The organism is Vreelandella jeotgali Hwa (assembly GCF_000334215.1).
In the GTDB taxonomy this organism is placed as follows: domain Bacteria; phylum Pseudomonadota; class Gammaproteobacteria; order Pseudomonadales; family Halomonadaceae; genus Vreelandella; species Vreelandella jeotgali.
This window is the reverse complement of the sequence record NZ_AMQY01000003.1, coordinates 65,237-89,555: the sequence shown is the minus strand read 5'-3', so window position 1 is coordinate 89,555 and position 24,319 is coordinate 65,237. Positions and strand designations below refer to the sequence as shown.

Here is a 24,319-nt window from a genome sequence, read left to right as displayed (position 1 = left end):
TATTGACCTCCGTTACCTCTCACGCTTGCGGGAGACCACCATGAGTAGTGCCGAATCCTTTATCCCCACCCCGCTGCTGCTCTCCGACAGCGCCCGCCTGCAGCTCAAGGCGCTGGGCCAGTCGGACGGCAACCCCGAACCCCGGCTGCGCGTTTACGTCACCGGCGGCGGCTGCTCGGGTTTCCAGTACGGCTTCGACTTTGCCGACAAGGTGGCCGACGACGATACGCTGATCGAATTCGGCGACGCGGCGCTGGTCGTGGACCCGCTCTCCTACCAGTACCTGGTCGGCTCGACCGTGGACTATGAAGAAGGCCTGGCGGGTGCGCGCTTCCGCGTGGAAAACCCCAACGCCAGCTCAACCTGCGGCTGTGGCGCTTCGTTTATGGTTTAAGGACCCCACCGGGTTCAAACATGGCAACGGGCGGTTAGCGTTAAACCTTCGTTCAATCGTCCGCTTGACGCTCCGCCGGTTTCTCGCCAGAGTTGGCTTGTCCGTTACGAAAAAATCCAATAATTGCCGCGATATCAGGGCGCAGGCGCTTCTTTCTGACCCTGTTATCGGGCGCTTATCAACACGGGAAGCAGACATCATGGCGAACAAGACGCATCGCACACCGCATACCGCACCGCTGACCGGCACCCTGCTGGCCGCCGCCGTGGCGCTGGGCATGGGCAGCGCCACGGCCACCGCTGCCGAGGATCAACCCAGCGTCAACGTGGCGACCGATCCGAGCTTTGTGCCCTTCGAGATGCTCGACGAGGAAACCGATGAAATGGTCGGTTTCGACATGGATATCATCAACGAAGTGGCCGATCGCGCCGGTTTCGAGGTCAACCTGACCACCATGAAGTTTTCCGGCATCATTCCCGCCGTGCAAACCGGCAGCCAGGAAATCGCCATTGCCGGCACCACCATCACCGACAAGCGCGACAAGGTAGTGGATTTTTCCGACCCCTACTACGATTCCGGTCTGCGCCTGATGGTGCGCGACGGCAACGAGGATATCCGATCCCTCGATGACCTCGACGGCAAGACGGTGGCCACCAAGATCGGCTCCACCAGCTACGACTACCTCGAGGAAAATCTCGACGACAGTACCGAGATCACGCCCTACCCGGGCACCTCCGACATGTACATGGCACTGCTGGGCCGCAACGTCGACGCTGCCTTCTATGACGCGCCCAACGTCGGCTACTTTGCCCAAACCCAGGGCGAAGGCCGCGCCAAGGTGGTCGGCCCGCTATACGAAGGCCAGCAATACGGCATCGTCTTTCACGAGGGCAGCGAATGGATCGAGCCGGCCAACGAAGCGCTGGCCGCGATGAAGGAAGACGGTACCTACGACGACATCTATACCCAGTGGTTCGGTGAAGCGCCCGACGCCGACTGAATCTCGCCGAGCCTGATTTTACTAGTGTTTTCCCCAGGGCCGGAGGGCATTGCTCCCGGCCCTGGGTTGTTTTGATCCACCGGTTTGTATCGTCCCCTTTCAGGAGAAAACAACGTGGACGTATCCTTCAACTTTGACTGGACAGCCGCCATTGCTGCGGTACCGCACCTGCTGCCCGGCATTCCCTGGACGCTTTTGATCTCGTTCGGCGGCCTTGCCATCGGCTTTATCATCGGGATTATCTTCGGCCTGATGCGCATCAGCCGGCTACGCGGGCTGCGCTGGATGGCCGTGGTCTACATCGAGGTATTCCGCGGCACCCCGATTCTGGTGCAGGTGCTGTTCATCTTTTACGGCCTGCCCCAGCTGCTGGGCGGACCGATCAACGCGCTGACCGCGGGTATTGCTGCCGTGGCCATCAACTCCGGGGCGTATATTTCCGAGATCGTGCGCGGCGGCGTGCAATCCATCGCCCAGGGCCAGCGCGAAGCGGCGCTGTCGCTGGGGCTGTCGCGCCGCCAGACCTTTCGCCATGTCATCTGGCCTCAGGCGCTGCGGCGCATGGTGCCGCCGCTAGGCAACCAGGCGATTATCAGCATCAAGGATACCTCGCTGTTCTCGGTCATCGGCGTGGGTGAGCTGGTCCGCCAGGGGCAGATCTACATCGCCACCACCTTCACCGCCATGGAAGTGTATTTCATGGTGGCGATCCTCTATCTGGCCATTACCTGGACGCTTTCCATCCTGCTCGCACAGCTTGAGCGCAAAGGCCTCGCCGGAGAATAAGGACGCTTCATGACGACCCCAACACAATCCGATTCAAGCAATGCTCCCATTGTGGACATGCAAAAGCTCAACAAGCACTTTGGCAGCCTGCACGTCCTCAAGGATATCGACATGGAGATCACCCCCGGCGAAGTCGTGGTGGTGATCGGCGCCAGCGGCTCGGGCAAATCCACCCTGATACGCTGTATCAACGGGCTGGAAGAGTTTCAGCAGGGGGCCCTCGAGGTCGCGGGCAAGACGCTGTTGCCCCACGGCAAGGGCGGCCAGGCGCTACAGCAGATCCGCACCGAAGTAGGCATGGTGTTTCAGCAGTTCAACCTGTTTCCCCACCTCAGCGTGCGCGACAACGTCACCCTGGCCCCCATGAAGGTCCGCCGGATCAACCAGCAACAGGCAAGGGACAACGCCTTGAAGCTGCTCAAGCGCGTGGGTATCGAGGATCAGGCGGACAAATATCCGACCCAGCTATCCGGCGGGCAGCAGCAGCGCGTGGCGCTGGCTCGCGCCCTGGCCATGGAACCCCGGCTGATGCTGTTTGACGAGCCGACGTCGGCGCTGGACCCGGAGATGATCGGCGAAGTGCTCGATGCCATGCGCGAGCTGGCCCGAGAGGGCATGACCATGGTGGTGGTCACCCACGAGATGGGCTTTGCCCGGGAAGTCGCCGACCGCGTGATTTATATCCACCAGGGCGAAATTACCGAACAGGGGCCACCGGAGCAGCTGTTTGACGCCCCGCAACACGAACGCACGCAGAACTTTCTGGGCCGGATACTCAAGCACTGACTACCCGGCCTTACGGGGCCGGGGTGTGCTATTCCACCGCCGGCGTGGGGCGTACCAGAATTTCGTTGACGTCCACATGCGCCGGCTGGTCGAGGGCATACATCGCCGCATTGGCGATATCGGTATCCTTCATGGCATGGGTCGGCGGCTCATCGAAGAAGGGGGTATCCACCATGCCCGGCTCAAGCAGGGTAACGCGAATACCGGTGCCGCGAAGCTCTTCGCGCAGGTTGTAGCCGATGCCGGTTACTGCCCATTTGCTGGCGCTGTACATGGACCCGGGAATGGTGGCGCGCCCGGCGGCTGAGCCGGTCAACAGCACCTGCCCACGGCTCTCTCTGAGCGCCGGCAGCGTTGCCTGCAGGGTCAGGCCAACAGCGTAAACGTTGGTCAGCAGCATATCCTTCCACTGCTCGTGATCCGCCTCGCTGAAACCGCCCGGTGAACCGCCGCGCCCGGCGTTGGCGAATACCGCATCCAGGCGGCCAAAAGCAGCTAGCGCCTGTTCGACCATGGCGCGCTGGTCGTCCATCGACGTGACATCGCAGCTCACGGTGACCACCTGCTGCCGGCCGATCTCATCGGCGAGGGCATCGAGCTTCTCACCGCTGCGTGCGGCGAGCACCAGACGATAGCCCTTCTCCGCAGCGGCTCGGGCCGTTGCCGCGCCGATACCGCTGGAAGCGCCGGTAATCAACAATACGCGCTCGTTCATGCTGAACTCCTGTTGCAGCTAAAAGGCATAAGGCGCTCAGGTTAACGCCGCCGATTTCCCGCCCTCAACGTCTCGCTCTCTATCAGCAGGATAGTCCTGCTCGATTTCTGTTCAATACTCCCGCTTTCCGACCGTCATGGTTCGCTGTTTTGGCGTCCAACAATCGCGTTTTTCGCCCTCAGCAAGACTTTCAGCCGTTATTCCTGCCTGTGGATACGATTCTTTACACGGCTGGCCGACCACCCTTCCCGACCGCGCACTGAGCGCTTTCAGCGCTGTTCAGACAGCCGACCCCATGTTGTTCACACCCGCGGTAACAAGGGCGGTATGAATCGGTGGAAAAGCGGTAGCCAGGTGGCGCGGTGGATAAAACGGCATGTTGTCCACCGTTGATTCAAGGCTTATACGCGTCTTTCCAGCGCTTTCATCACGATGGTATCCACGTCTCAAGCAATTGATAAAATTATTAAAAGTTAGGTTTTCCACAGATTTTATCAACACCAGTAATTACAACAACAACAGAACTTCTTTTATATATATTATATTAACTGTTAACAGGCGCTCTGATGCCAAAACCGAGGTGTGGAAAAACCTGACGGTTACCCACAGGAGGTTTATACTGCCCGGCCATAAACAACCATGGTGCCTGTGCGCCGTTCCTCGATACTCATGCTCAACGGTGCCCAACGCACAAGACGAGGTGTCTCTTGAATTACCCCGACCGCTTTGACGTTATCGTCATCGGCGGTGGCCATGCGGGAACCGAAGCCGCACTGGCCTCCGCCCGCACCGGCTGTCAGACTCTGCTGCTGACCCATAACATCGAAACTCTGGGCCAGATGTCGTGTAACCCTGCGATCGGCGGGATCGGCAAAAGTCACCTGGTCAAGGAAATCGATGCGCTGGGCGGCGCCATGGGGCTGGCCACGGACCAGGGCGGCATCCAGTTTCGCGTGCTCAACGCGCGCAAGGGGCCGGCCGTGCGTGCCACTCGCGCCCAGGCCGACCGGGTTCGCTACAAGGGCGCTATTCGCCGCGTGCTGGAAAATCAACCCAATCTGACCATTTTCCAGCAGGCCGCCGGCGACCTGATCATGGACGGCGACAGCACAAGAGGCGTGGTGACCGAAACCGGTATTCATTTCCACGGCGAAACCGTCGTGCTCTGTACCGGGACTTTTCTCGGCGGGGTGATTCACATCGGGACGGATACCACCCGTGGGGGCCGCGCCGGCGATGCGCCCTCCAACGCTCTGGCCGAACGCCTGCGTGCGCTGCCGTTTCGCGTCGATCGGCTGAAAACCGGCACGCCGCCGCGGCTGGATGCCAAAACCGTGGATTTTTCCCGGCTGGATGAGCAGCCCGGCGATGATCCCGCACCGGTAATGTCGTATCTGGGCAGCCGCGATATGCATCCGCGGCAGATGAGCTGCCACATTGCCCATACCAACGAGCGCACCCACGCGATTATCCGCGATAATATCGATCGCTCGCCGATGTATTCGGGCAGCATCGAAGGCATTGGTCCACGCTATTGCCCGTCGATCGAGGACAAGGTCGACCGCTTTGCCGACAAGAGCAGCCATCAGATTTTCATTGAGCCCGAGGGTCTGGATACCCACGAACTGTATCCCAACGGTATTTCCACCTCGCTGCCGTTTGACGTTCAGCTGGAGCTGGTGCGCTCCATCGAGGGGCTGGAAAACGCGCATATTACCCGCCCGGGCTACGCCATCGAATACGATTTTTTCGACCCGCGAGACCTGCATCATTCGCTGGAAACCCGATTTGTCCACAACCTGTTTTTTGCCGGGCAGATCAACGGCACCACCGGCTACGAAGAGGCCGGTGCTCAGGGCCTGCTGGCGGGGCTCAACGCTGCCCGCCGCGCCCAGGGCCTGAACGCCTGGTGGCCGCGTCGCGACGAGGCCTATCTGGGCGTGCTGGTCGACGACCTGATTACCATGGGTACCAAAGAGCCCTACCGCATGTTCACCTCCCGGGCGGAATACCGCCTGCTGCTGCGCGAGGACAACGCCGACCTGCGTCTCACCGAAATCGGTCGCGAACTGGGGCTGATTGACGACGAGCGCTGGGAAGCGTTTTGCCGCAAGCGCGATGCCATCGAAGCGGAAACCCGCCGGCTGGCGGCCACCCGGGTGCAGCCGGCCTCCGCAGCGGGCCAGCAGCTGGCACAAACGCTGGGGAAATCGCTGACCAAGGACACCAGCCTGGCCGGTCTGCTCAAGCGTCCGGAGCTCGGCTATGCCGACGTGGCGGCCCTGCCGGGCGTCGAAGGGCAGGCGGTTGACGACCCCACCGTGGCCGAGCAGGTACAGATTCAGGCCAAGTATCAGGGCTATATCGATCGTCAGCAGGATGAGATCAACAAGCTCAAGCGTCACGAAGCCACGCCGCTCCCGGCGGTGCTGGACTACGAACAGGTCGACGGCCTCTCCAACGAAATGCAGCAAAAACTTGGTGAAGCACGCCCGGCAACGCTGGCTCAGGCATCGCGGATCGCCGGCGTGACCCCCGCGGCGATATCGATGTTGCTGGTCCACCTGAAAAAACACCGGATGCTGGAAACAGCCAGGGTGGCCAACGGATGACCACGGCCGCTCCCTACCCGTCCGAGGCGTTGCTGGCGTCCCTGGCTCCCGCCATCGGCGAGCGTCTCGAAGAAGGCCTGGCCGACCTGGGCCTGGCGGTGGATGATCAGCAACACCGCCGGCTGCTGGGGCTGGTTGCCTTGTTGCACAAGTGGAACCGGGCTTATAACCTCACCGCGGTACGCGACCCGGGCGAGATGGTTTCCCGCCATGTGCTCGACAGCGCTGCGGTGCTGCCCTTTATCCGGCCGGGGGCGCTGCTGGACGTGGGCGCCGGGCCGGGATTGCCGGGGCTGGTCCTCGCCATCCTGATGCCCGATCTCGACGTCACCCTGCTGGACAGCAACGGCAAGAAAGTCCGCTTTCAGCGCCAGGCGATCATCGAACTGGGGCTGACCAACGTGACCGCTACCCAGCAACGGGTGCAAGCCCTCGACGTTGGCGGTTTTGACCAGGTGATCTCAAGGGCGTTTGCCAGTCTGGCAGACTTCATCAGCCTGACGCGGCATTTGCCGGCGGCCGGCGGCGAGTGGCTGGCAATGAAAGGCCCGGGCGCCGATGATGAACTGGACGCTTTGCCCGCCGGAGTAACGCTCAGCCAGCACCGGCGGCTGGCGGTTCCTTTCGCCGACGCCCAACGCCAGCTTTTGATTCTGACCCCGCAAGGAGGGGAATAAGTGAGCCAAATTATTGCCCTGACCAATCAGAAAGGCGGCGTGGGCAAAACCACGTCGGCCGTTAACCTTGCTGCCAGCCTGGTCGCGCTGGGGCGTCGCGTGCTGCTGGTCGATCTTGACCCCCAGGGGCATGCCAGCATGGGCAGCGGCATTGACAAGCACGACCTCGATATCAGCGTACTTGACGTGTTGCTGGGCGAGGCCAACGCCCGGGATGCGGTTGTCGGCAATCTGCCGGCGGGCCACGATGTTCTGCCCGGTAACGGCGACCTGACCGCCGCGGAAGTCGAGCTGTTGCAGCGCGACGAACGCCAGGGCCGTCTGGCCGTGGCTCTTGGGTCGTTGAAGGACGACTACGATCTGATCCTGATCGATTGCCCACCATCGCTCAATATGCTCACGGTCAACGCCCTGACCGCCGCCGATGGCGTGCTGATTCCGCTACAGTGCGAATTTTACGCCCTGGAAGGGCTTTCGGCGCTGCTGGGCACCATCGAACAGATCCAGCAAAGCGTGAATCCCGCTCTGCAAATTTCGGGTATCCTGCGCACCATGTACGACAAGCGCATGAGCCTGACCCGGGAAGTCGACAGCCAGCTGCGCAGCTACTTCGGTGACCGGCTGCTCAAGGCCACGATTCCGCGCAACGTCAAGCTGGCCGAAGCGCCCAGCCACGGCCTGCCGGTCAACCAGTACGCGCGCCTGTCCCGTGGCAACCAGGCGTATCGTGTACTCGCCCGGGAAATGCTCAAGCGCCTGGCAGCGTGATGCCCGGGTACCGGGCCTTTGTTGAACCTTCGGTTGATGATGAGGAAAAGCCATGACGCGTAAACGCGCGCTGGGGCGCGGGCTGGATGCCCTGATCGGGACGGGGGCCGGCCCCGGGGATGACGGCCAGGTGGCGGCAGACGCCGCCAGTGTTCCCGCTGACGATCAGGCGCCGTCGGCTGCCGCCCCCGGTGCAGAAACCGAACGCCTGGAGCGACTGCCGCTCTGGCAGCTGGCCCGGGGCAAGTATCAGCCAAGGCGCGATTTTCCTCCCGAGGCCCTGGAGGAACTTGCCGATTCCATCCGCGCTCAGGGCATCATGCAGCCCATTGTGGTGCGCGCGGTAGACCGGCAGCGCTACGAAATTATTGCCGGCGAGCGCCGTTTCCGCGCCGCCCAGCTCGCCGAGCTCGACGTGATTCCCGCGATCGTCCGCGACGTTGACGACGATGCGGCGCTGGCGCTGGCGCTGATCGAAAACATCCAGCGCGAAAACCTCAACGCCGTGGAAGAGGCGCTGGCGCTCAAGCGCCTGGGTGATGAGTTCGACCTCAGGCAGCAACAAATCGCCGACACCGTGGGCAAGTCACGCACCCAGGTCGCCAACCTGCTGCGTTTGCTGACGCTGGAAAAAGAAGTGCAAACGCTGCTGGAGCGCGGCGACCTGGACATGGGCCATGCCCGGGCGCTGCTGGCGTTATCAGGCGGTCAGCAGGTAAGCGTCGCCCGGGACGTGGTCAATCGCGACCTGACCGTGCGCGCCACCGAAGCGCTGGTGAAAAGCGTCATCGATCAGGCAGCCGCGCCTCAAAAGTCGCCGGCGTCACAGCCGGCTTCGCCGGACGTGGCGCGGTTGGAGACAACGCTCAGCGAGCGGCTCGGCGCGCCGGTATCGATCCGGCAGGGAAAAAAGGGCAGGGGCGCGCTGACCATTCGCTATTCCAGCCTGGAAGAGCTCGACGGGATTCTGGGGCACATCAAATAGCAGGCTTATTAAATATCTCGCGGGCAACGCCCCCTAACTCTTCCGCTTTGGTCGTAAAAACTGCGATAACGTCGAAAAAACGCGCAGCTTGGTTGAAGGAGGGATAGCGCTTCCCTATAATCGCGCATGATTTTGCAGGCTGTGATCTCAAGCGCTTGCGCCCTGGAGACGCATGCCCTTGAAAGTGGCCTGAAGGACTATGCAACGAAACCGTTTCAAGCGCCGCCGGGGCTATGTCTACCGGCTCGCTGCCGCGCAGGTAAGCGTTACTTTTGTCTGCCTGCTGGCAGGGTTTGCCGCGGGGGGCAGCATCGGGGTGCTTTCCGCGCTGAAGGGTGCGCTCGTTGCCCTTATTCCGCAGGCGCTGTTTGTGTTGCGGGCGGGTATTCTGAATCCGCGCCTGGGCGCGCTGCAGGGCGCCAAGCGCTTGCTGCGCGCTGAAATGGGCAAGTTTGGTTTGACGGTGGCACTTTTTACTCTGACGTTCGTGCTAGCGCCCCCCTCAAACCCCGCTTTCTTCTTTAGTGCTTACGTAGCGGTTGTTCTCACGCATTGGCTGGGCCCCTGGCTTTTGCGGCGGCATCGCTCAACTTATCGAGGTAACTAGCGCCATGGCAGCAGGAAACGAAGTCGCCCCGGCTGAGTATATTCAGCATCACTTGCAGAACCTGACGTTCGGCCTCCATCCGGAAAACGGCTGGTCGCTTGCGCAAACTGCCGAGCAGGCAAGCGATATGGGGTTCTGGGCCATCCACCTGGACACCATGGGCTGGTCCCTGGGCATGGGGTTTCTGTTTATCTGGCTGTTCCGCAAGGTGGGTAACGCGGCGACTACCGGCGTGCCCGGCGTGCTGCAAAGCATGATCGAGGTGATCTTCGAATTCGTGGAAAACCTCACCCGTTCCACTTTCCACCACACCAACCCCATTATCGGGCCGCTGGCGCTGACGCTGTTCGTCTGGATCCTGATGATGAACACGCTGAAAATCATTCCGGTGGACTACTTCCCGGGCGTGTTCGCGGAGATCGGTATCGATCAGATGAAGATCGTCCCCACCACCGATATCAACGCCACCTTCGGCATGGCGCTGGGCGTGTTTATCCTGGTGCTTTACTACAACTTCAAGATCAAGGGGGCCGGCGGCTTTGCCCGGGAACTTTCGCTAAAACCGTTTAACCACTGGGCGCTGATCCCGTTCAATCTGCTGCTCGAGGTTGTCGCGCTGCTGGTGCAGCCGTTCAGCCTCGCCATGCGTCTGTTCGGCAACATGTTTGCCGGCGAAGTCATCTTCATCCTGATTGCTCTGCTGCCGTTCTGGGCAATCTGGCTGTTGGATGTGCCCTGGGCGATCTTCCACATCCTGATCGTCACTCTGCAGGCCTTCATCTTTACCGTGCTGTCCGTTGTGTACCTGAACGCTGCACACGAACGCCACTAACCCAGCAACACTTTTCACCCATAACCTGACCTAACCTCTAGGAGCACTACCATGGAACTCATCTACGTTGCCGCTTCCCTCATGATCGGCCTGGGCGCTTTGGGCACCGGCATCGGCTTTGCCATCCTGGGTGGCAAGCTGATCGAATCGACCGCACGTCAGCCGGAAATGGGCGATGAGCTGCAGGTGAAAACCTTCCTGATGGCGGGTCTGCTTGACGCCGTACCGATGATCGGCGTGGGCATCGCGATGTACCTCATCTTCGTTGTTGCCGGTTAAAACGAGCTCAGCCGAGCGCTAGCCGCTCGGTTTTGTTTCATCCCGGTCGCCACGAACTTGTCAGAGGTACATCCCTGTGAATATCAACATGACGCTAATCGGGCAGACGATCGCCTTCGCGATCTTTGTCTGGTTTTGCATAAAGTATGTGTGGCCGCCGATCAGCAATGCGCTCCATGAGCGGCAGAAAAGAATTGCTGATGGTCTGGACGCCGCAAGCCGTGCATCGCGTGACCTCGAAGTGGCGCAGGAACAGGCCAACCAGACGCTGCGCGAAAGCAAGGAGCAGGCGTCCGAGATTCTCGAGCAGGCGAATAACCGCTCTGCCCAGATTATCGAAGACGCACGCGAGGAAGCCCGCGCCGAAGGCGAACGCATGATCGACGGCGCCCGCGCCGCTATCGATCAGGACATGCAGCGTGCCCGCGAAGAGCTGCGTAGTCAGGTTGCCGATCTGGCCGTACTCGGCGCCGAGCGCGTACTGGAAAGCGCCGTCGACGAAAAAGCGCATCGCAAGCTGCTGGATAATCTGGCTGCTGAACTGTAAGGAGGAGGTAAATCATGGCGGAACAACTTACCGTCGCTCGTCCTTACGCCCAGGCAGCGTTTGACTATGCGCGCGATAATGATGTGCTCGAAGCCTGGTCAAATGCCCTGACCCTGCTGGGACAGACAACACGCGATGCAGATGCAAGTAGCCTGCTGAGCAGTCCCCGGCTGGTTAATGAGCAGAAAGTCGCCTTGCTGACCGGTATTCTGGCCGATGGCAAATTGGCCAAGGCCGCCGGCAAGGCCTTTGAACGCTTTCTGGCCAACCTGGCAGCCGAGCATCGTCTGGGCGCGCTGGACGCCATTGCCGCCCAGTTCGAGCGGCTGCGTGCAGGGCACGAGCAGCGTATCGACGTAAACGTGACGTCAGCCTTTAAGCTCGATGACAAGCAGCAAACGACGCTGCTGAACGCGCTTAAAAAACGTCTGAATCGCGAAATCTCCATTACCACTCAGGTGGATGAATCGCTGATCGGCGGCGCTATTCTGCGCGCCGGCGACACCGTTATCGATGGCTCGGTGCGCGGTCGATTGAACCGTCTTTCCGAAGCGTTGACCACTTGAGTTTGAGGGACATGGCATGCAGCAACTGAATCCTTCCGAGATCAGCGACATCATCAAGCAGCGTATCGAGAAGCTTGACGTCGCATCCGAAGCCCGTAATCAGGGTACCATCGTCAGCGTCTCCGACGGCATCGTGAAAGTTCACGGCCTCGAAGACGCGATGTTTGGTGAAATGATTGAATTTCCCGGCAGCATTTACGGCATGGTGCTCAACCTCGAGCGCGACTCCGTCGGTGCAGTCGTGCTGGGCGACTACCTGCAGCTGGAAGAAGGCATGGTCGCCGAGTGCACCGGCCGCATTCTGGAAGTGCCGGTAGGCCCCGAGCTGATCGGCCGCGTGGTCGACGCCCTGGGCAACCCCATCGACGGCAAGGGCGACATCGACGCCAAGGAAACCGACGCGGTCGAAAAGGTAGCGCCGGGCGTTATCACCCGCGAAGGCGTCGACCAGCCGATCCAGACCGGTTTCAAGGCCATCGACGCCATGGTGCCGATCGGCCGCGGCCAGCGTGAGCTGATCATCGGCGACCGCCAGATCGGTAAATCGGCCATCGCCATCGACGCCATCATCAACCAGAAAGGCAAGGGTGTGACCTGCGTTTACGTGGCCATCGGCCAGAAGCAGTCCACCGTTGCCAACATGGTGCGCAAGCTCGAAGAGCACGGCGCGATGGACCACACCATCATCGTCTGTGCCGGCGCTGCCGACCCGGCGCCCATGCAGTTCCTCGCGGCCTACGCGGGTTGCACCATGGGCGAGTACTTCCGCGACCGCGGCGAAGACGCGCTGATTACCTACGACGACCTGTCCAAGCAGGCCGTGGCCTACCGCCAGGTATCGCTGCTGCTGCGCCGTCCGCCGGGCCGTGAAGCCTTCCCGGGCGACGTCTTCTATCTCCACTCGCGTCTGCTCGAGCGTGCGGCACGGGTCAACGAAGACTACGTCGAGAAGTTCACCAACGGCGAAGTCAAGGGCAAGACCGGTTCGCTGACCGCGCTGCCGATCATCGAGACCCAGGGCGGCGACGTTTCCGCGTTCGTTCCCACCAACGTGATCTCGATCACCGACGGCCAGATTTTCCTGCAGACCGACCTGTTCAATTCGGGCATCCGCCCGGCGATCAACGCCGGCCTGTCGGTATCTCGTGTCGGCGGCTCGGCGCAGACCAAGGTGATCAAGAAGCTCGGCGGCAGCATCCGTCTGGCGCTGGCCCAGTACCGCGAGCTCGCGGCCTTTGCCCAGTTTGCTTCGGATCTCGACGAAGCCACGCGCAAGCAGCTGGAGCACGGCCAGCGCGTTACCGAGCTGATGAAGCAGAAGCAGTATTCGCCGATGTCCGTGGCGCAGATGGCGTTGACGCTATATGCGGCCAACGAGGGCCACCTGGAAGAAGTCGAGGTGGATAAAGTGCTGGACTTTGAAAGCGCCCTGCACGATTACGCCCGCGACGAGCACGCAGAGCTGATGGACAGCATCAGCCAGTCCGGCGACTACAACGACGAGACCAGGGAAGGCTTGAAGACGGTCCTCGAACAGTTCAAGGCGACTCAGACCTGGTAAAGGATTGGGCTCACCCGTGGCGGTGGGCCTGCCTGCTTTTCTGAGAGCCACGAACGAGAGGTAGATCGCTATGGCAGCTGCCAAAGAGATACGCTCCCAGATCGGGAGCATCAAGAATACGCAAAAGATTACCAGCGCCATGGAGATGGTCGCTGCATCAAAAATGCGTAAAGCGCAAGATTTGATGAAGGCCAGCCATCCTTACGCCAGGGAAATCCGCAACGTGGTGGCTCACCTTGCCGACGCCAATCCCGAGTACCGCCACGCCTACACGCTGCCGCGCGATGAAGTAAAGCGCGTGGGCTACATCGTGGTGTCCTCGGATCGTGGCCTGTGCGGCGGTTTGAACACCAACCTGTTCAAGGCCACGGTCAAGGACGCCGGCGCCTGGCGCGATCAGGACGTGGAAATGGATTTCTGCGCGCTGGGTGGCAAGGCCAGCCATTTTTTCAACAAGTATGGCGGCAGGCTGGTGGCAGCCAAAAGCGGCCTGGGGGAAGCTCCCCGGGTCGAAGACCTGATTGGTAGCGTCAAGGTCATGCTGGAAGCGTATGACGAAGGCCAGCTCGATCGTCTCTACGTGGTGCACAACGAATTCGTTAACACCATGACGCAAAAACCGGTGGTGCGTCAGCTTCTGCCGCTGTCAACCGACGTGGGCGATGACGAGACGAATCAGGAAAACGCCCGTCCCCGGAGCTGGGACTACCTGTATGAACCGGATGCCAAGGCGTTGCTTGATAGCCTGCTGGTTCGCTTTATCGAATCGCAGGTATATCAGGCGGTGGTGGAAAACGGTGCCTGTGAACAGGCGGCGCGGATGATTGCCATGAAAAGCGCGACCGACAACGCCGGCGACCTGGTCGACGATCTGGAGATGGTTTACAACAAGGCCCGTCAGGCCGCCATTACCCAGGAAATTTCCGAAATCGTCGGCGGTGCTGCTGCCGTATAACGCCTCGGGAGGCGCTGCTTCCCGGCACACAGGTTTCATTGACAGGTTTTAAAGAGGAACCAAGATGAGCGGACGTATCGTACAAATCATCGGCGCGGTGATTGACGTAGAATTCCCGCGGGACTCGGTGCCCAAGGTCTACGACGCGCTGGATATCTCCCAGTCCGAGACCGTTCTCGAAGTCCAGCAGCAGCTGGGCGACGGCGTGGTACGCACCATCGCCATGGGTACCACCGAAGGGCTCAAGCGCGGCACTGATGTAACCAACACCGGCGCGGCAATTTCCGTGCCCGTGGGCGAAGCCACGCTTGGCCGGATCATGAACGTGCTCGGCGAACCCATCGACGAGCAGGGCAAGATCGGCGAAGAAAAGCGCATGCCGATCCACCGCAAGGCGCCGGGCTATGCCGACCAGGCGGCATCGGAAGAGCTGCTGGAAACCGGCATCAAGGTCATCGACCTGGTGTGCCCCTTTGCCAAGGGCGGCAAGGTCGGCCTGTTCGGCGGCGCCGGTGTGGGCAAGACCGTCAACATGATGGAACTGATCCGCAACATCGCCACCGAGCATAGCGGCTATTCCGTATTTGCCGGCGTGGGCGAGCGTACCCGCGAGGGTAACGACTTCTACCACGAGATGACCGAATCCAACGTGCTGGACAAGGTATCGCTGGTCTACGGTCAGATGAACGAGCCGCCGGGCAACCGCCTGCGCGTGGCGCTGACCGGCCTGACCATTGCGGAAAACTTCCGCGATGAAGGCCGCGACGTGCTGCTGTTCGTCGACAACATCTACCGCTATACCCTGGCGGGCACCGAGGTATCGGCGCTGCTGGGCCGGATGCCGTCCGCGGTGGGTTACCAGCCGACGCTGGCCGAGGAAATGGGCGTTCTCCAGGAGCGTATCACCTCGACTCGCGAAGGCTCTATCACATCCGTTCAGGCCGTTTACGTGCCTGCGGATGACCTGACCGACCCCTCGCCGGCAACCACCTTCTCGCACCTGGATGCGACCGTGGTACTCGCGCGTTCCATCGCCGAGCTGGGTATCTACCCGGCCATCGACCCGCTGGACTCCACTTCCCGCCAGCTGGCACCGGAAGTGGTCGGCGACGAGCACTATGCCGTGGCCCGGGGCGTGCAGGGCGTGCTGCAGCGCTATAAGGAGCTCAAGGACATCATCGCGATTCTGGGCATGGACGAGCTGTCCGACGAAGACAAGCTGTCCGTTTCCCGGGCGCGCAAGATCCAGCGCTTCCTGTCGCAGCCGTTCTTCGTTGCCGAGGTGTTTACCGGCTCGCCGGGCACCTACGTATCGCTGAAAGACACCATTGCGAGCTTCCAGGGCATCCTCAACGGTGACTACGACGAGCTGCCGGAGCAGGCGTTCTACATGGTTGGCACCATCGACGAAGCCGTCGAAAAAGCCAACAAGATGCAGCAGTAAGCCCGTTCCCCAGGGAGGTTCGCCATGGCGAATAGTGTGAATTGCAACATCGTCAGCGCCGAAGCATCGATTTACTCGGGCAGCGTTGAACAGGTGATTGCGGCTGGCTCGGCGGGTGATCTCGGTATTCTGCCGGGCCACACTCCGCTGCTGACGTCGCTGAAACCGGGGCCGGTACGCGTGAAGATCGAAGGCGGCGACGAGGAAAACTTCTTCGTTTCCGGTGGCTTCATGGAAGTACAGCCCGACGTTGTGACGATTCTGGCGGATTCGGCCATTCGGGCGCACGATCTCGATGAAAAGGCCGCCGAAGAGTCTCGCCGCGAAGCGCTGCACTCGCTGAACGAAAAATCGGCCGAGCTCGATTACACCCGGGCATCGGCCGAGCTGGCCGAAGCGGTCGCCAAACTGCGTACGATACAGCAGTTGCGCAATCGGCTTGGCTAGCGCATAGCGCGGTAGATACCCGATAGCGCCCTCTGGCTCTCCGACGGAGCTAGGGGGCGCTTTTTTTGTCCGAGCGGTGTTTTCCCTGTCTGGTAGTATTGGGAAACAGAACAGCAGACGATACCCGTTTGTCGTAATAACCGCTTCCTGCACAAGCCGCGACGCGCCATTGTCGTGTGATGCGGATGCACCGGTCCTTGCGGCAAACGACCCTGTCGTCATAGCAACCGCTGCGCGGAGGATAGCCCATGGCGCTCGATGACAAGACGCTGGATGCGTTGAAACAGGATTTGCTCAGGCTGCACGACACCGCCGCGCCTGAGCAGGGATTCGGGTCGGCGGACCGCGAAATGCTGGCCGAGCGGCTGAGTGAAATCCGCTCCCCGGATATCGGCGAGATAGTCGAAAGCCTGATCGAGGATGAGGATGCGCCGCAGGCGGCGATGGCCACCCTGGGCTTGCTCGCCAATGATCGTGCGGCCAACGTGCTGGGCTATCTGCCCGGCAACCATCAGCTGATGATCATCGGTGCGCTGGACGATGTGAGCGGGCTCAAGCTGCTGGAAGAAATGGGCTCGGACGAGCGCGCCGACCTGTTCAATCTGCTGGACGACGACCGTCGTGAAGCCCTGCTGCGGCGCATGGCGCGCAAGGAACGCGAAGACCTCAAGCGTTTGGCCAGCTATGAGGAGGGCTGTGCCGGCGCCATCATGACCTCCGACTATGTTCCCATTGCCAGCGGCATGACGGTATCCCGGGCGCTGATGCGGGTGCGCCAGACCGCGCCCGATGCCGAAACCGTGTATCAGCTGTATATCCTCGCCGCCGACGGCGGTCTGATCGGCACCATGTCGCTGCGCCAGCTGATGGTGGCACGCCCCGGTGCGGTCGTTGATGACCTCATGATTCGCGACGTTATCAGCGCCACGGTGGACGAGCTGCAGGAAGAAGTGGCGCGTATTGTCGCCCGCTATGACCTGATCGCCCTGCCGGTAATCGACGATGAGAACCGCATGGTGGGAATTGTCACCCACGACGACGCCATGGACGTGGCGGAGTCCGAGGCTACCGAGGATATCCACAAGGGGATGTCGATCGGGCAGCTGGAAGACGGCATCAGCCGGGTACCGCTGCGCACGCTGTACCGCAAGCGGGTGTTCTGGCTGGTACTGCTGGTGTTTGCCAACCTGTTTTCCGGTGCCGGCATTGCCTATTTCGAGGACACCATTGCCGCCCAGGTCGCGCTGGTGTTCTTTTTACCGCTGCTGATCGGCAGCGGGGGTAACGCCGGCGCCCAGGCCGCTACGCTGATGGTGCGCGGCATGGCCACCGGCGACGTGGGCGTCAAGGACTGGGGCAAAATGCTCGGCCGCGAACTGCTTGTCGCCGGCTCGCTGGGACTGACCATGGCGATTGCCGTGGCGCCTATCGGCATCATGCGGGGCGGCAATGCGGTGGCGCTGATTGTGGCCACCAGCATGATCACCATTGTGCTGTTCGGCAGCCTGTTGGGCATGTGCTTGCCGTTTGTGCTGGAGCGCTTCAAGCTTGACCCGGCGACGGCCTCGGCGCCGCTGGTGACCACCCTGATCGACGCCTCGGGCGTGGTGATCTACTTCAGCATTGCCACGGCGGTGCTGTCCGGGGTCGGCGGCTAGCCGGGCGATGACCGTCAATCGGCAGCGTGGCTGGTCGCTCGGGTAATGAACAGCACCTCGACGTTACCCAGCCATGTCACATCGTCGGCCAGCGCCTTGAGCTGGCTGGCCAGACATTGCGGCGGCTGATGCACAGGATCGCCGATAATCAGCGAAACCGAGACGCGACCGCCGAGATAATGCAGCTGGAGCTCCGCCCGGGTACGCCATACCGGGTGGGCATACCAGCGATTATCCAGAGTCGCCTCGACCTCGGGGCGCAGCGGCAGCCCGGGTAGCTGGCTGGGATCGCCTTCGCCGGCGTCGTCTTCGGGGTCGATGTGGAAGGTGACATCGGTGAGCGAAGGGAAGGTGTGGCGCAGCCGGCGGCTGACTTCGTTGCCGATTTCGTGGGCTTCGGAAACGCTTACCCGCCGGGCGACCACGACGTGCAGGTCGACGATCACCCAGCCCGCCGATCGGCGTGTGCGCAGGTCGTGGACGCTTTCCACGCCCGGGACGCCTTCCGCGACGTCGTGCATTTGGCGCTGGGCATCGTCGGGCAGGGCAGTGTCGACCAGCTCCCGGGCCGATTCCCACAGCAGGTCCCAGCCAACTTTGCCCACCAGCAGGCCAACGATGGTAGCCGCGGCGGCATCGACCCAGCCCAGCCCCATCTGGGCGGCGATCATGGCAATCAATACCACCACCGTGGACAGCGCATCGCTGCGGGCGTGCCAGGCGTTGGCTTCCAGCAGCCGGGAACGCACTCGCTTGGCCACGCGCATGGTATAGCGGAAAATCCATTCCTTGGCGACCAGCGCCAGCCCGGCCAGGAGTATGGCCCAGAGCCCCGGTTGGGGTACCTGTCGGCCGCTGAACAGCCGTTCCAGACTCGACCAGGCAATTCCCCCGGCGACAAAGATCAGCACGCTGCCTAGCAGCAGGGTGGTCAGGGTTTCAATGCGGCCGTGACCGTACTGGTGGTCGTGATCGGGCGCCTGATGGCCATAATGAATCGCGGCCAGCACAAAACCGTTGGTGACCAGGTCGGAAAGCGAGTGGACGCCGTCGGCGATCAGCGCCGACGAGCCCACCCAGAATCCCGTGGCCATCTTGAGCAGGCCCAGCCCGCCATCCAGCCAGGCACCCACATGGGTGACGTGCCTGGCGTCGCGGCTCATCTGTTCTTCCTGCCGTTCAGCGCTGTGGTGCATGGGTCACCTTGACCGAATCACTGGTTTGAATCACTGGTAAAAAGGAGGCGGTAGCCATTGTAACGCAACCGGCCGCCGCTTTGCCGGCGGTGAGGACGGACCAGGGCGGACAGTACGTCGTTATACCTGTATTCTGAGGCGCCAGTGATACAATCAACGGGCCCCGGTATCAACGCACCTCGGTGCCTACTGACTCTTGCAGGTTAATGGAATGGATTGGCTACAAGTCGTTGTGTTGGCCGTGGTGCAGGGATTCACCGAGTTCTTGCCGGTCTCGAGCTCGGCGCACCTGATTTTAATCCCCGCGCTGACGCCCTGGAATGATCAGGGCCTGGCCTTCGACGTCGCTCTGCATCTGGGTAGCCTGCTGGCGGTGATGGCCTGCTTTCGTCACCAAATCATCGCCATGCTGCAAAGCAGCCTCGCCGCGCTGAGAGGGCGCGGCGTCGATACCGAAGCGCGGCTGGCGCTGGCCCTGGTATTGGCGACGCTGCCGGTGTGCGCCATCGGCTTTGTGCTGCACGACCTTATCGAAGGCCAGCTGCGCACTACGCCGGTTATCGCCGCGGCAATGATCGGCTTTGGTCTCCTGCTGGGCTATGCCGACCGTGGCGAGGTCGGGCAGCGGGACGAATACCGGGTGCGCGGTCGCGATATCGCGATTATCGGCTTGGCGCAGGCGCTGGCGCTGATTCCCGGCACGTCGCGCTCGGGCATTACCATGACCGCCGCTTTATTGCTGGGGCTGGGACGTGAAGCGGCGGCGCGGTTTTCGTTTCTACTCTCGATCCCGGTGATCATCCTCGCCAGCGGTATGGAAATCCTGACCCTGAGCCGCCAGACGGCGCCCATCGACTGGGCCACGCTATTGTGGGGTACGGCACTGGCGGGAATCAGTGCCTATCTGTGTATTCGCCTGTTCCTGGCGTTTATTACCCGGCTGGGTATGCAGCCCTTTGTGGTGTATCGCCTGATTCTGGGCGCATGGCTACTGTGGTTGTTTTATGGATAAAGGCAGGTCATTCCCGAGTCACTCTTCTGCTCAAGAGCAAGCCGGATTCAGATACAGGCAATCATCATGCGTTACGTAACAGTCAGACCCCTGGTCGTCGGGGTGAGCATTTTGCTGCTGGCAGCGCTTTCCGGCTGTCAGGACGGGGCTACGACCGGGGAGCCGGTACGCTTCGAGGGCAGCGTGTTCGGCACCTTTTACCAGGTGACCCTGGCCCGGTCGTTGGGTCAGGACGAGAAGGCTGCGCTGGAAGAGGGGTTTCTGGAAGAGCTGGAGAGCGTCGACAAAACCATGTCGACCTACCGCGATGACAGCAACCTGGTCGCCTTTAATCAGGCGCCGCTGGATGAATGGCAGCCGTTACCGGCGCCACTGGTCAAAGTCATGTCGATCAGTCAGCAAATATCCCGGCAAAGCGACGGCGCGTTTGACGTGACCATCGGCGGGCTGGTCAATCTGTGGAGTTTCGGCCCCGAGGCGCGCCCGGAAAAAAGCCCCGACGATGACGAGCTGAACACCCGTCTTGCCCAGGTGGGCTTTGATGCCCTGGAAGTGGACGACAACAACCGCCGAGCCCGGCGTGAGCGCGATGTCTTCGTCGACCTTTCCGCCGTGGCCAAGGGGTATGCCACCGACCGCGTGGCCGCCTACCTGGACGCCCAGGGTATCGAAAACTACCTGATCAATCTGGGCGGTGATCTGCTCACCCGCGGGTATCGCGACCCCGACGACAGGACCCCGTGGCGGATCGGCATCGAAAAGCCGCAGGCAAACGGCCGCAGCGCCCAGTACATCATCCCGCTGTCGGGCATGTCGGTGGCCACATCGGGGGATTACCGCAACTATTTCGAGGAAGACGGCCAGCGGTTCTCGCACACTATCGACCCGCGCACCGGTCGGCCCGTTACCCATTCGCTGGCTTCCGCGACCGTGGTGCACCCGTCCAATGCCCGAGCTGACGCCTGGGCCACGGCGATGACCGTACTCGGCAGTGAAGACGGTATGGCGCTGGCGCGCTCGCTGGATCTCCGGGTGCTGATGCTGGTGCGCGACGGCGACGGCTGGCAAAGTCTGGCCAGCCCGACCTTTGCCGACTTTATCGGCGATAACTTCATGGCCGGCCACAACGTTCGGGTGGCCAACGACCCCGCCGAGACACAAGGAAATGCTGATGCACGATGAGCTGGATATTGTCGTTCTTGCCGCCGGTCAAGGCACGCGTATGCGTTCGCGCCTGCCCAAGGTGCTGCATAAGCTGGCCGGCAAACCCATGGTTCGCCACGTTCTCGATACCGCCTCGGGCCTGAACCCGCGGCAAACGCAGGTGGTGATCGGCCACGGTGGCGATACCCTGCGCGAGGCGCTGGCCGATCTGCCGGTACGTTTCAGCTTTCAGGCCGAACAGAAGGGCACCGGCCATGCGGTAGCGCAAACGCTGGAACAGCTGGGTCACGGCAAGGTGCTGGTGCTTTACGGTGATGTACCGCTGATTCGCCGGGATACGCTGGCTGCGCTGCTCGAGCGCGTGGACGAGGAGCAGATGGGGCTTCTGACCGTCACCATGGACAACCCCGACGGCTACGGGCGGATCAAGCGCGACGCGGCCGGCAACGCCGCGGCGATTGTCGAGCAGAAGGACGCCAGCGCCGCAGAACTGGCGCTGACCGAGTGCAATACCGGCATCATGGCGATGACCGCCGCCCAGCTCAAGCGCTGGATGCCTCGTCTCTCTGCCGATAACGCCCAGGGTGAATACTACCTCACCGACGTGATCACCATGGCCGCCGACGACGGCGTCGGCGTGGCCACGGCCCAGCCGGCCACCAGGGTCGAAGTCCAGGGGGTGAACAATCGCGCTCAGATGGCCGAGCTCGAGCGCGCCTGCCAGCGCGGCTACGCCGAACAGCTGATGGCCGACGGTGTCGCCCTTGCCGATCCTTCAAGAGTCGACGTGCGCGGCACTCTCAGCTGTGGTCACGACGTGTTTATCGACGTGGGCTGCGTGTTTGAAGGCGACGTCAGTCTTGGCGAAGGCGTACAGGTAGGCCCCTACTGCGTGATCCGAGACGCCACCCTGGGAGCCGACAGCGTGGTGGCAAGCCACAGCGTGCTGGAACACTGCGTGGCCGCCGGGCGTAACGCCATCGGCCCCTACGCCCGATTGCGCCCGGGGACTCGGCTGGCGGTGGCCGCCAAAGTGGGCAACTTCGTCGAAACCAAAAACGCCGACGTGGGGGAAGGTAGCAAGATCAATCATTTGAGCTACATTGGCGACGCCGCTCTGGGAAGCGGGGTAAACATCGGCGCGGGGACGATTACCTGTAATTACGACGGGGTCAACAAGCACCGCACGCGGATCGATGATCACGCCTTTATCGGTTCCAATACTTCGTTGGTAGCCCCGGTCAGCGTCGGCCAGGGCGCGACCGTGGGCGCCGGCTCAACCATCGCCCGGGACGTGTCCGACCATGCGCTGGGCCTGACGCGAGCGCCCCAGCGAGAAAAGGCCGACTGGCCGCGTCCGCAAAAACGCGATTGAGACAGCGATTCAACCGCGACGCGTCCTCCCACCCGGCGCGTCCGCCGTCCGGATACCGGTACTGAACAAGGAGAAACGCCATGTGTGGCATTGTCGCCGCCGTTGCCCAGCGCAACGTGGAAGGCATCCTGCTGGAAGGCCTCAAACGCCTGGAGTATCGCGGCTACGACTCTGCGGGCATGACGGTGATGCACCGTGACGCGTTAACGCGTCATCGCGCCGTGGGCAAGGTCGCGGCGCTGGAAGAATGTCTGACGGACGCGCCGCTGCCGGGCAGAGCGGGCATTGCTCATACCCGCTGGGCCACCCACGGCAAGCCCACGGCGGCCAACGCCCACCCGCACCACAGCGATGATCAGGTAGCGGTGGTGCACAACGGTATTATCGAAAACTTCGAGGGGCTCAAGCGCGAGCTGGAAGCCGACGGCTACACCTTTACCTCTCAGACCGACACCGAAGTCATCGCCCACCGCCTGGCGGCGATGCTGGCCGAGGGCGTGACGCTATTCGAAGCGGTGCAGCAAACCCTGGGCACGCTGGGCGGAGCTTATGCGCTCGGGGTAATGAGCCCGCAGGAGCCCGACGTGGTGATCGGTGCTCGCCAGGGCAGCCCGCTGGTGGTGGGCGTCGGCATCGACGAGGCCTTTCTGGCGTCGGACCCGCTGGCGCTTTTGCAGGTGACCGACCGCTTTATCTACCTCGAAGAAGGCGACCTGGTCGAGCTGAAAGACGGCGGCCATATCTGCATCATCGACCGCCAGGGTCAGCGCGTCGAGCGGCCGGTGCATACTTTCGAATACGCCGACGGCGCGGCGAGCAAGGGCGACTATCGCCACTTCATGCTCAAGGAAATTTTCGAGCAGCCCGCCGTCATACGTACCGCCCTGGAAGGCCGGCTGGGCAAAACCGGCGTGCCGGCGGAAAGTTTTGGCCCCGACGCGCCGGGGCTTTTTGCCCGCACCCGCCAGATTCAGATCATCGCTTGCGGCACCAGCTATCATGCCGGGCTGGTAGCGCGCTACTGGCTGGAGCGCTACGCCGGCGTGCCGGTGCAGGTTGAGGTGGCCTCGGAGTTTCGTTATCGCCATCCGGTGGTGGCCGACGGTACTCTTTTTGTCACGCTGTCGCAGTCCGGCGAGACCGCCGATACCTTGGCGGCGCTGCGCTTTGCCAAGGGGCTGGGCTACGTGGGGTCGTTGGCCATCTGCAATGTGCCCGGCAGCTCGCTGGTGCGTGAATCCGATATTGCCCTGATGACTCACGCCGGCCCCGAGATCGGCGTCGCTTCGACCAAGGCGTTTACCACCCAGCTGGTGGCACTGATGCTGCTGACGCTGGCACTGGGCAGGGACCGGGCGTCGGGCGATGAACAGGCCGCGATGGTCAACGCGCTCAAGACCCTGCCGGACACCTGCCGGCAGGTGCTGTTGCTGGATGATGACATCGAGGCGCTGGCGCAGGCGTTTGCCGAAAAGCGTCACGCGCTGTTTCTGGGGCGCGGGGCGCACTTCCCCGTGGCGCTGGAAGGCGCGCTCAAGCTCAAGGAAATCTCCTACATCCACGCCGAGGGCTATCCCGCCGGCGAGCTCAAGCACGGTCCGCTGGCGCTGGTGGACAGCGACATGCCGGTGATCTCGGTGGCGCCCAACGACGCCCTGCTGGAAAAGCTCAAGTCCAATCTTCAGGAAGTTCGCGCTCGCGGGGGGCAGCTGTTCGTTTTCGCCGATGAGGGTGTTGGTATTGATGACAGTGACGACGACGTCCAGGTACTTCACCTGCCCGGCGTTCACGAAGCGCTGGCGCCGCTGCTCTACACCCTGCCGCTGCAACTCTTGAGCTACCATGTTGCAGTGCTCAAGGGAACCGACGTTGACCAGCCGCGTAACCTGGCCAAATCGGTCACGGTGGAATAGAGCGCAAGCCCAACCAGTACGCAGGGAGGATCATGAGTCT

Annotated in this window: 24 protein-coding genes; 22 read left to right on the top strand and 2 right to left on the bottom strand. The window is 62.0% G+C overall.

What is annotated here, in order from left to right; all coding sequences use genetic code 11:
- The first annotated feature begins 40 nt into the window (after positions 1–40).
- The 4 genes from erpA to C793_RS0101405 all read left to right on the top strand — a co-directional run bounded on the left by erpA (position 41) and on the right by C793_RS0101405 (position 2,966).
- On the top strand, positions 41–394 hold the full coding sequence (gene erpA / locus C793_RS0101420) for an iron-sulfur cluster insertion protein ErpA (protein ID WP_017429161.1): 354 nt from the start codon (positions 41–43) through the stop codon (positions 392–394).
- 199 nt (positions 395–593) lie between these two features.
- On the top strand, positions 594–1,394 hold the full coding sequence (locus C793_RS0101415) for a transporter substrate-binding domain-containing protein (RefSeq protein WP_017429160.1): 801 nt from the start codon (positions 594–596) through the stop codon (positions 1,392–1,394).
- 114 nt (positions 1,395–1,508) lie between these two features.
- Positions 1,509–2,180 (top strand): amino acid ABC transporter permease, encoded by a 672-nt coding sequence (locus tag C793_RS0101410; protein WP_017429159.1) that lies wholly within the window; start codon positions 1,509–1,511, stop codon positions 2,178–2,180.
- 9 nt (positions 2,181–2,189) lie between these two features.
- Positions 2,190–2,966 carry an amino acid ABC transporter ATP-binding protein gene (locus tag C793_RS0101405; protein ID WP_017429158.1) on the top strand — a complete coding sequence of 259 codons (777 nt, stop codon included), beginning with the start codon at positions 2,190–2,192 and terminating at the stop codon, positions 2,964–2,966.
- 28 nt (positions 2,967–2,994) lie between these two features.
- Here C793_RS0101405 and C793_RS0101400 read toward each other — a convergent pair whose 3' ends face one another.
- Positions 2,995–3,681: an SDR family oxidoreductase gene (locus C793_RS0101400; RefSeq protein WP_017429157.1), complete on the bottom strand. Its 687-nt coding sequence runs from the start codon at positions 3,679–3,681 to the stop codon at positions 2,995–2,997.
- Positions 3,682–4,388: 707 nt separating this feature from the next.
- Here C793_RS0101400 and mnmG point away from each other — a divergent pair.
- The 14 genes from mnmG to mgtE all read left to right on the top strand — a co-directional run bounded on the left by mnmG (position 4,389) and on the right by mgtE (position 17,619).
- Entirely contained in the window at positions 4,389–6,293 is a 1,905-nt protein-coding gene (gene mnmG, locus C793_RS0101395) for a tRNA uridine-5-carboxymethylaminomethyl(34) synthesis enzyme MnmG (protein ID WP_017429156.1), read from the top strand.
- Positions 6,290–6,970, top strand: coding sequence for a 16S rRNA (guanine(527)-N(7))-methyltransferase RsmG (gene rsmG / locus C793_RS0101390; protein ID WP_017429155.1), 681 nt, complete (start codon positions 6,290–6,292; stop codon positions 6,968–6,970). The genes mnmG and rsmG overlap by 4 nt, the downstream gene beginning before the upstream one ends.
- Positions 6,971–7,738 (top strand): ParA family protein, encoded by a 768-nt coding sequence (locus tag C793_RS0101385; RefSeq protein ID WP_017429154.1) that lies wholly within the window; start codon positions 6,971–6,973, stop codon positions 7,736–7,738. It abuts the gene before it with no gap.
- A 52-nt stretch (positions 7,739–7,790) separates the two neighbouring features.
- Positions 7,791–8,723, top strand: a complete 933-nt coding sequence (locus C793_RS0101380; RefSeq protein ID WP_017429153.1) for a ParB/RepB/Spo0J family partition protein — start codon at positions 7,791–7,793, stop codon at positions 8,721–8,723.
- A 199-nt stretch (positions 8,724–8,922) separates the two neighbouring features.
- Positions 8,923–9,330, top strand: a complete 408-nt coding sequence (locus C793_RS0101375; RefSeq protein WP_017429152.1) for an ATP synthase subunit I — start codon at positions 8,923–8,925, stop codon at positions 9,328–9,330.
- A gap of 4 nt (positions 9,331–9,334) precedes the next feature.
- Positions 9,335–10,162: a F0F1 ATP synthase subunit A gene (gene atpB, locus C793_RS0101370; RefSeq protein ID WP_017429151.1), complete on the top strand. Its 828-nt coding sequence runs from the start codon at positions 9,335–9,337 to the stop codon at positions 10,160–10,162.
- A 51-nt stretch (positions 10,163–10,213) separates the two neighbouring features.
- The gene (atpE, locus tag C793_RS0101365) at positions 10,214–10,441 is read left to right on the top strand and encodes a F0F1 ATP synthase subunit C (RefSeq protein WP_017429150.1); all 228 of its coding nucleotides are present in this window, start codon (positions 10,214–10,216) and stop codon (positions 10,439–10,441) included.
- A 76-nt stretch (positions 10,442–10,517) separates the two neighbouring features.
- Complete coding sequence (locus C793_RS0101360; RefSeq protein WP_017429149.1) at positions 10,518–10,988, top strand: F0F1 ATP synthase subunit B; 471 nt, start codon at positions 10,518–10,520, stop codon at positions 10,986–10,988.
- A 14-nt stretch (positions 10,989–11,002) separates the two neighbouring features.
- Positions 11,003–11,554, top strand: coding sequence for a F0F1 ATP synthase subunit delta (locus C793_RS0101355; protein WP_017429148.1), 552 nt, complete (start codon positions 11,003–11,005; stop codon positions 11,552–11,554).
- Positions 11,555–11,570: 16 nt separating this feature from the next.
- Complete coding sequence (gene atpA / locus C793_RS0101350) at positions 11,571–13,115, top strand: F0F1 ATP synthase subunit alpha (protein WP_017429147.1); 1,545 nt, start codon at positions 11,571–11,573, stop codon at positions 13,113–13,115.
- Between the two features lie 70 nt (positions 13,116–13,185).
- The gene (gene atpG, locus C793_RS0101345; RefSeq protein WP_017429146.1) at positions 13,186–14,070 is read left to right on the top strand and encodes a F0F1 ATP synthase subunit gamma; all 885 of its coding nucleotides are present in this window, start codon (positions 13,186–13,188) and stop codon (positions 14,068–14,070) included.
- Positions 14,071–14,134: 64 nt separating this feature from the next.
- Positions 14,135–15,514, top strand: coding sequence for a F0F1 ATP synthase subunit beta (gene atpD, locus C793_RS0101340; RefSeq protein WP_017429145.1), 1,380 nt, complete (start codon positions 14,135–14,137; stop codon positions 15,512–15,514).
- Between the two features lie 24 nt (positions 15,515–15,538).
- Entirely contained in the window at positions 15,539–15,961 is a 423-nt protein-coding gene (locus tag C793_RS0101335; RefSeq protein ID WP_017429144.1) for a F0F1 ATP synthase subunit epsilon, read from the top strand.
- 248 nt (positions 15,962–16,209) lie between these two features.
- The gene (gene mgtE / locus C793_RS0101330; protein ID WP_017429143.1) at positions 16,210–17,619 is read left to right on the top strand and encodes a magnesium transporter; all 1,410 of its coding nucleotides are present in this window, start codon (positions 16,210–16,212) and stop codon (positions 17,617–17,619) included.
- Between the two features lie 14 nt (positions 17,620–17,633).
- Here mgtE and C793_RS0101325 read toward each other — a convergent pair whose 3' ends face one another.
- Positions 17,634–18,815, bottom strand: a complete 1,182-nt coding sequence (locus C793_RS0101325; protein WP_017429142.1) for a cation diffusion facilitator family transporter — start codon at positions 18,813–18,815, stop codon at positions 17,634–17,636.
- A 211-nt stretch (positions 18,816–19,026) separates the two neighbouring features.
- On the opposite strand from C793_RS0101325, the gene C793_RS0101320 reads away from it, so the two are divergent.
- The 4 genes from C793_RS0101320 (at position 19,027) to glmS (ending at position 24,279) form a co-directional block, all read left to right on the top strand.
- On the top strand, positions 19,027–19,827 hold the full coding sequence (locus C793_RS0101320) for an undecaprenyl-diphosphate phosphatase (RefSeq protein WP_017429141.1): 801 nt from the start codon (positions 19,027–19,029) through the stop codon (positions 19,825–19,827).
- Positions 19,828–19,893: 66 nt separating this feature from the next.
- Complete coding sequence (locus tag C793_RS0101315; RefSeq protein ID WP_017429140.1) at positions 19,894–21,009, top strand: FAD:protein FMN transferase; 1,116 nt, start codon at positions 19,894–19,896, stop codon at positions 21,007–21,009.
- Positions 20,999–22,366 carry a bifunctional UDP-N-acetylglucosamine diphosphorylase/glucosamine-1-phosphate N-acetyltransferase GlmU gene (glmU, locus tag C793_RS0101310; RefSeq protein WP_017429139.1) on the top strand — a complete coding sequence of 456 codons (1,368 nt, stop codon included), beginning with the start codon at positions 20,999–21,001 and terminating at the stop codon, positions 22,364–22,366. Before C793_RS0101315 ends, glmU begins: the two co-directional genes overlap by 11 nt.
- Before the next feature lie 80 nt (positions 22,367–22,446).
- On the top strand, positions 22,447–24,279 hold the full coding sequence (gene glmS, locus C793_RS0101305) for a glutamine--fructose-6-phosphate transaminase (isomerizing) (protein ID WP_017429138.1): 1,833 nt from the start codon (positions 22,447–22,449) through the stop codon (positions 24,277–24,279).
- Positions 24,280–24,319 lie beyond the last annotated feature (40 nt).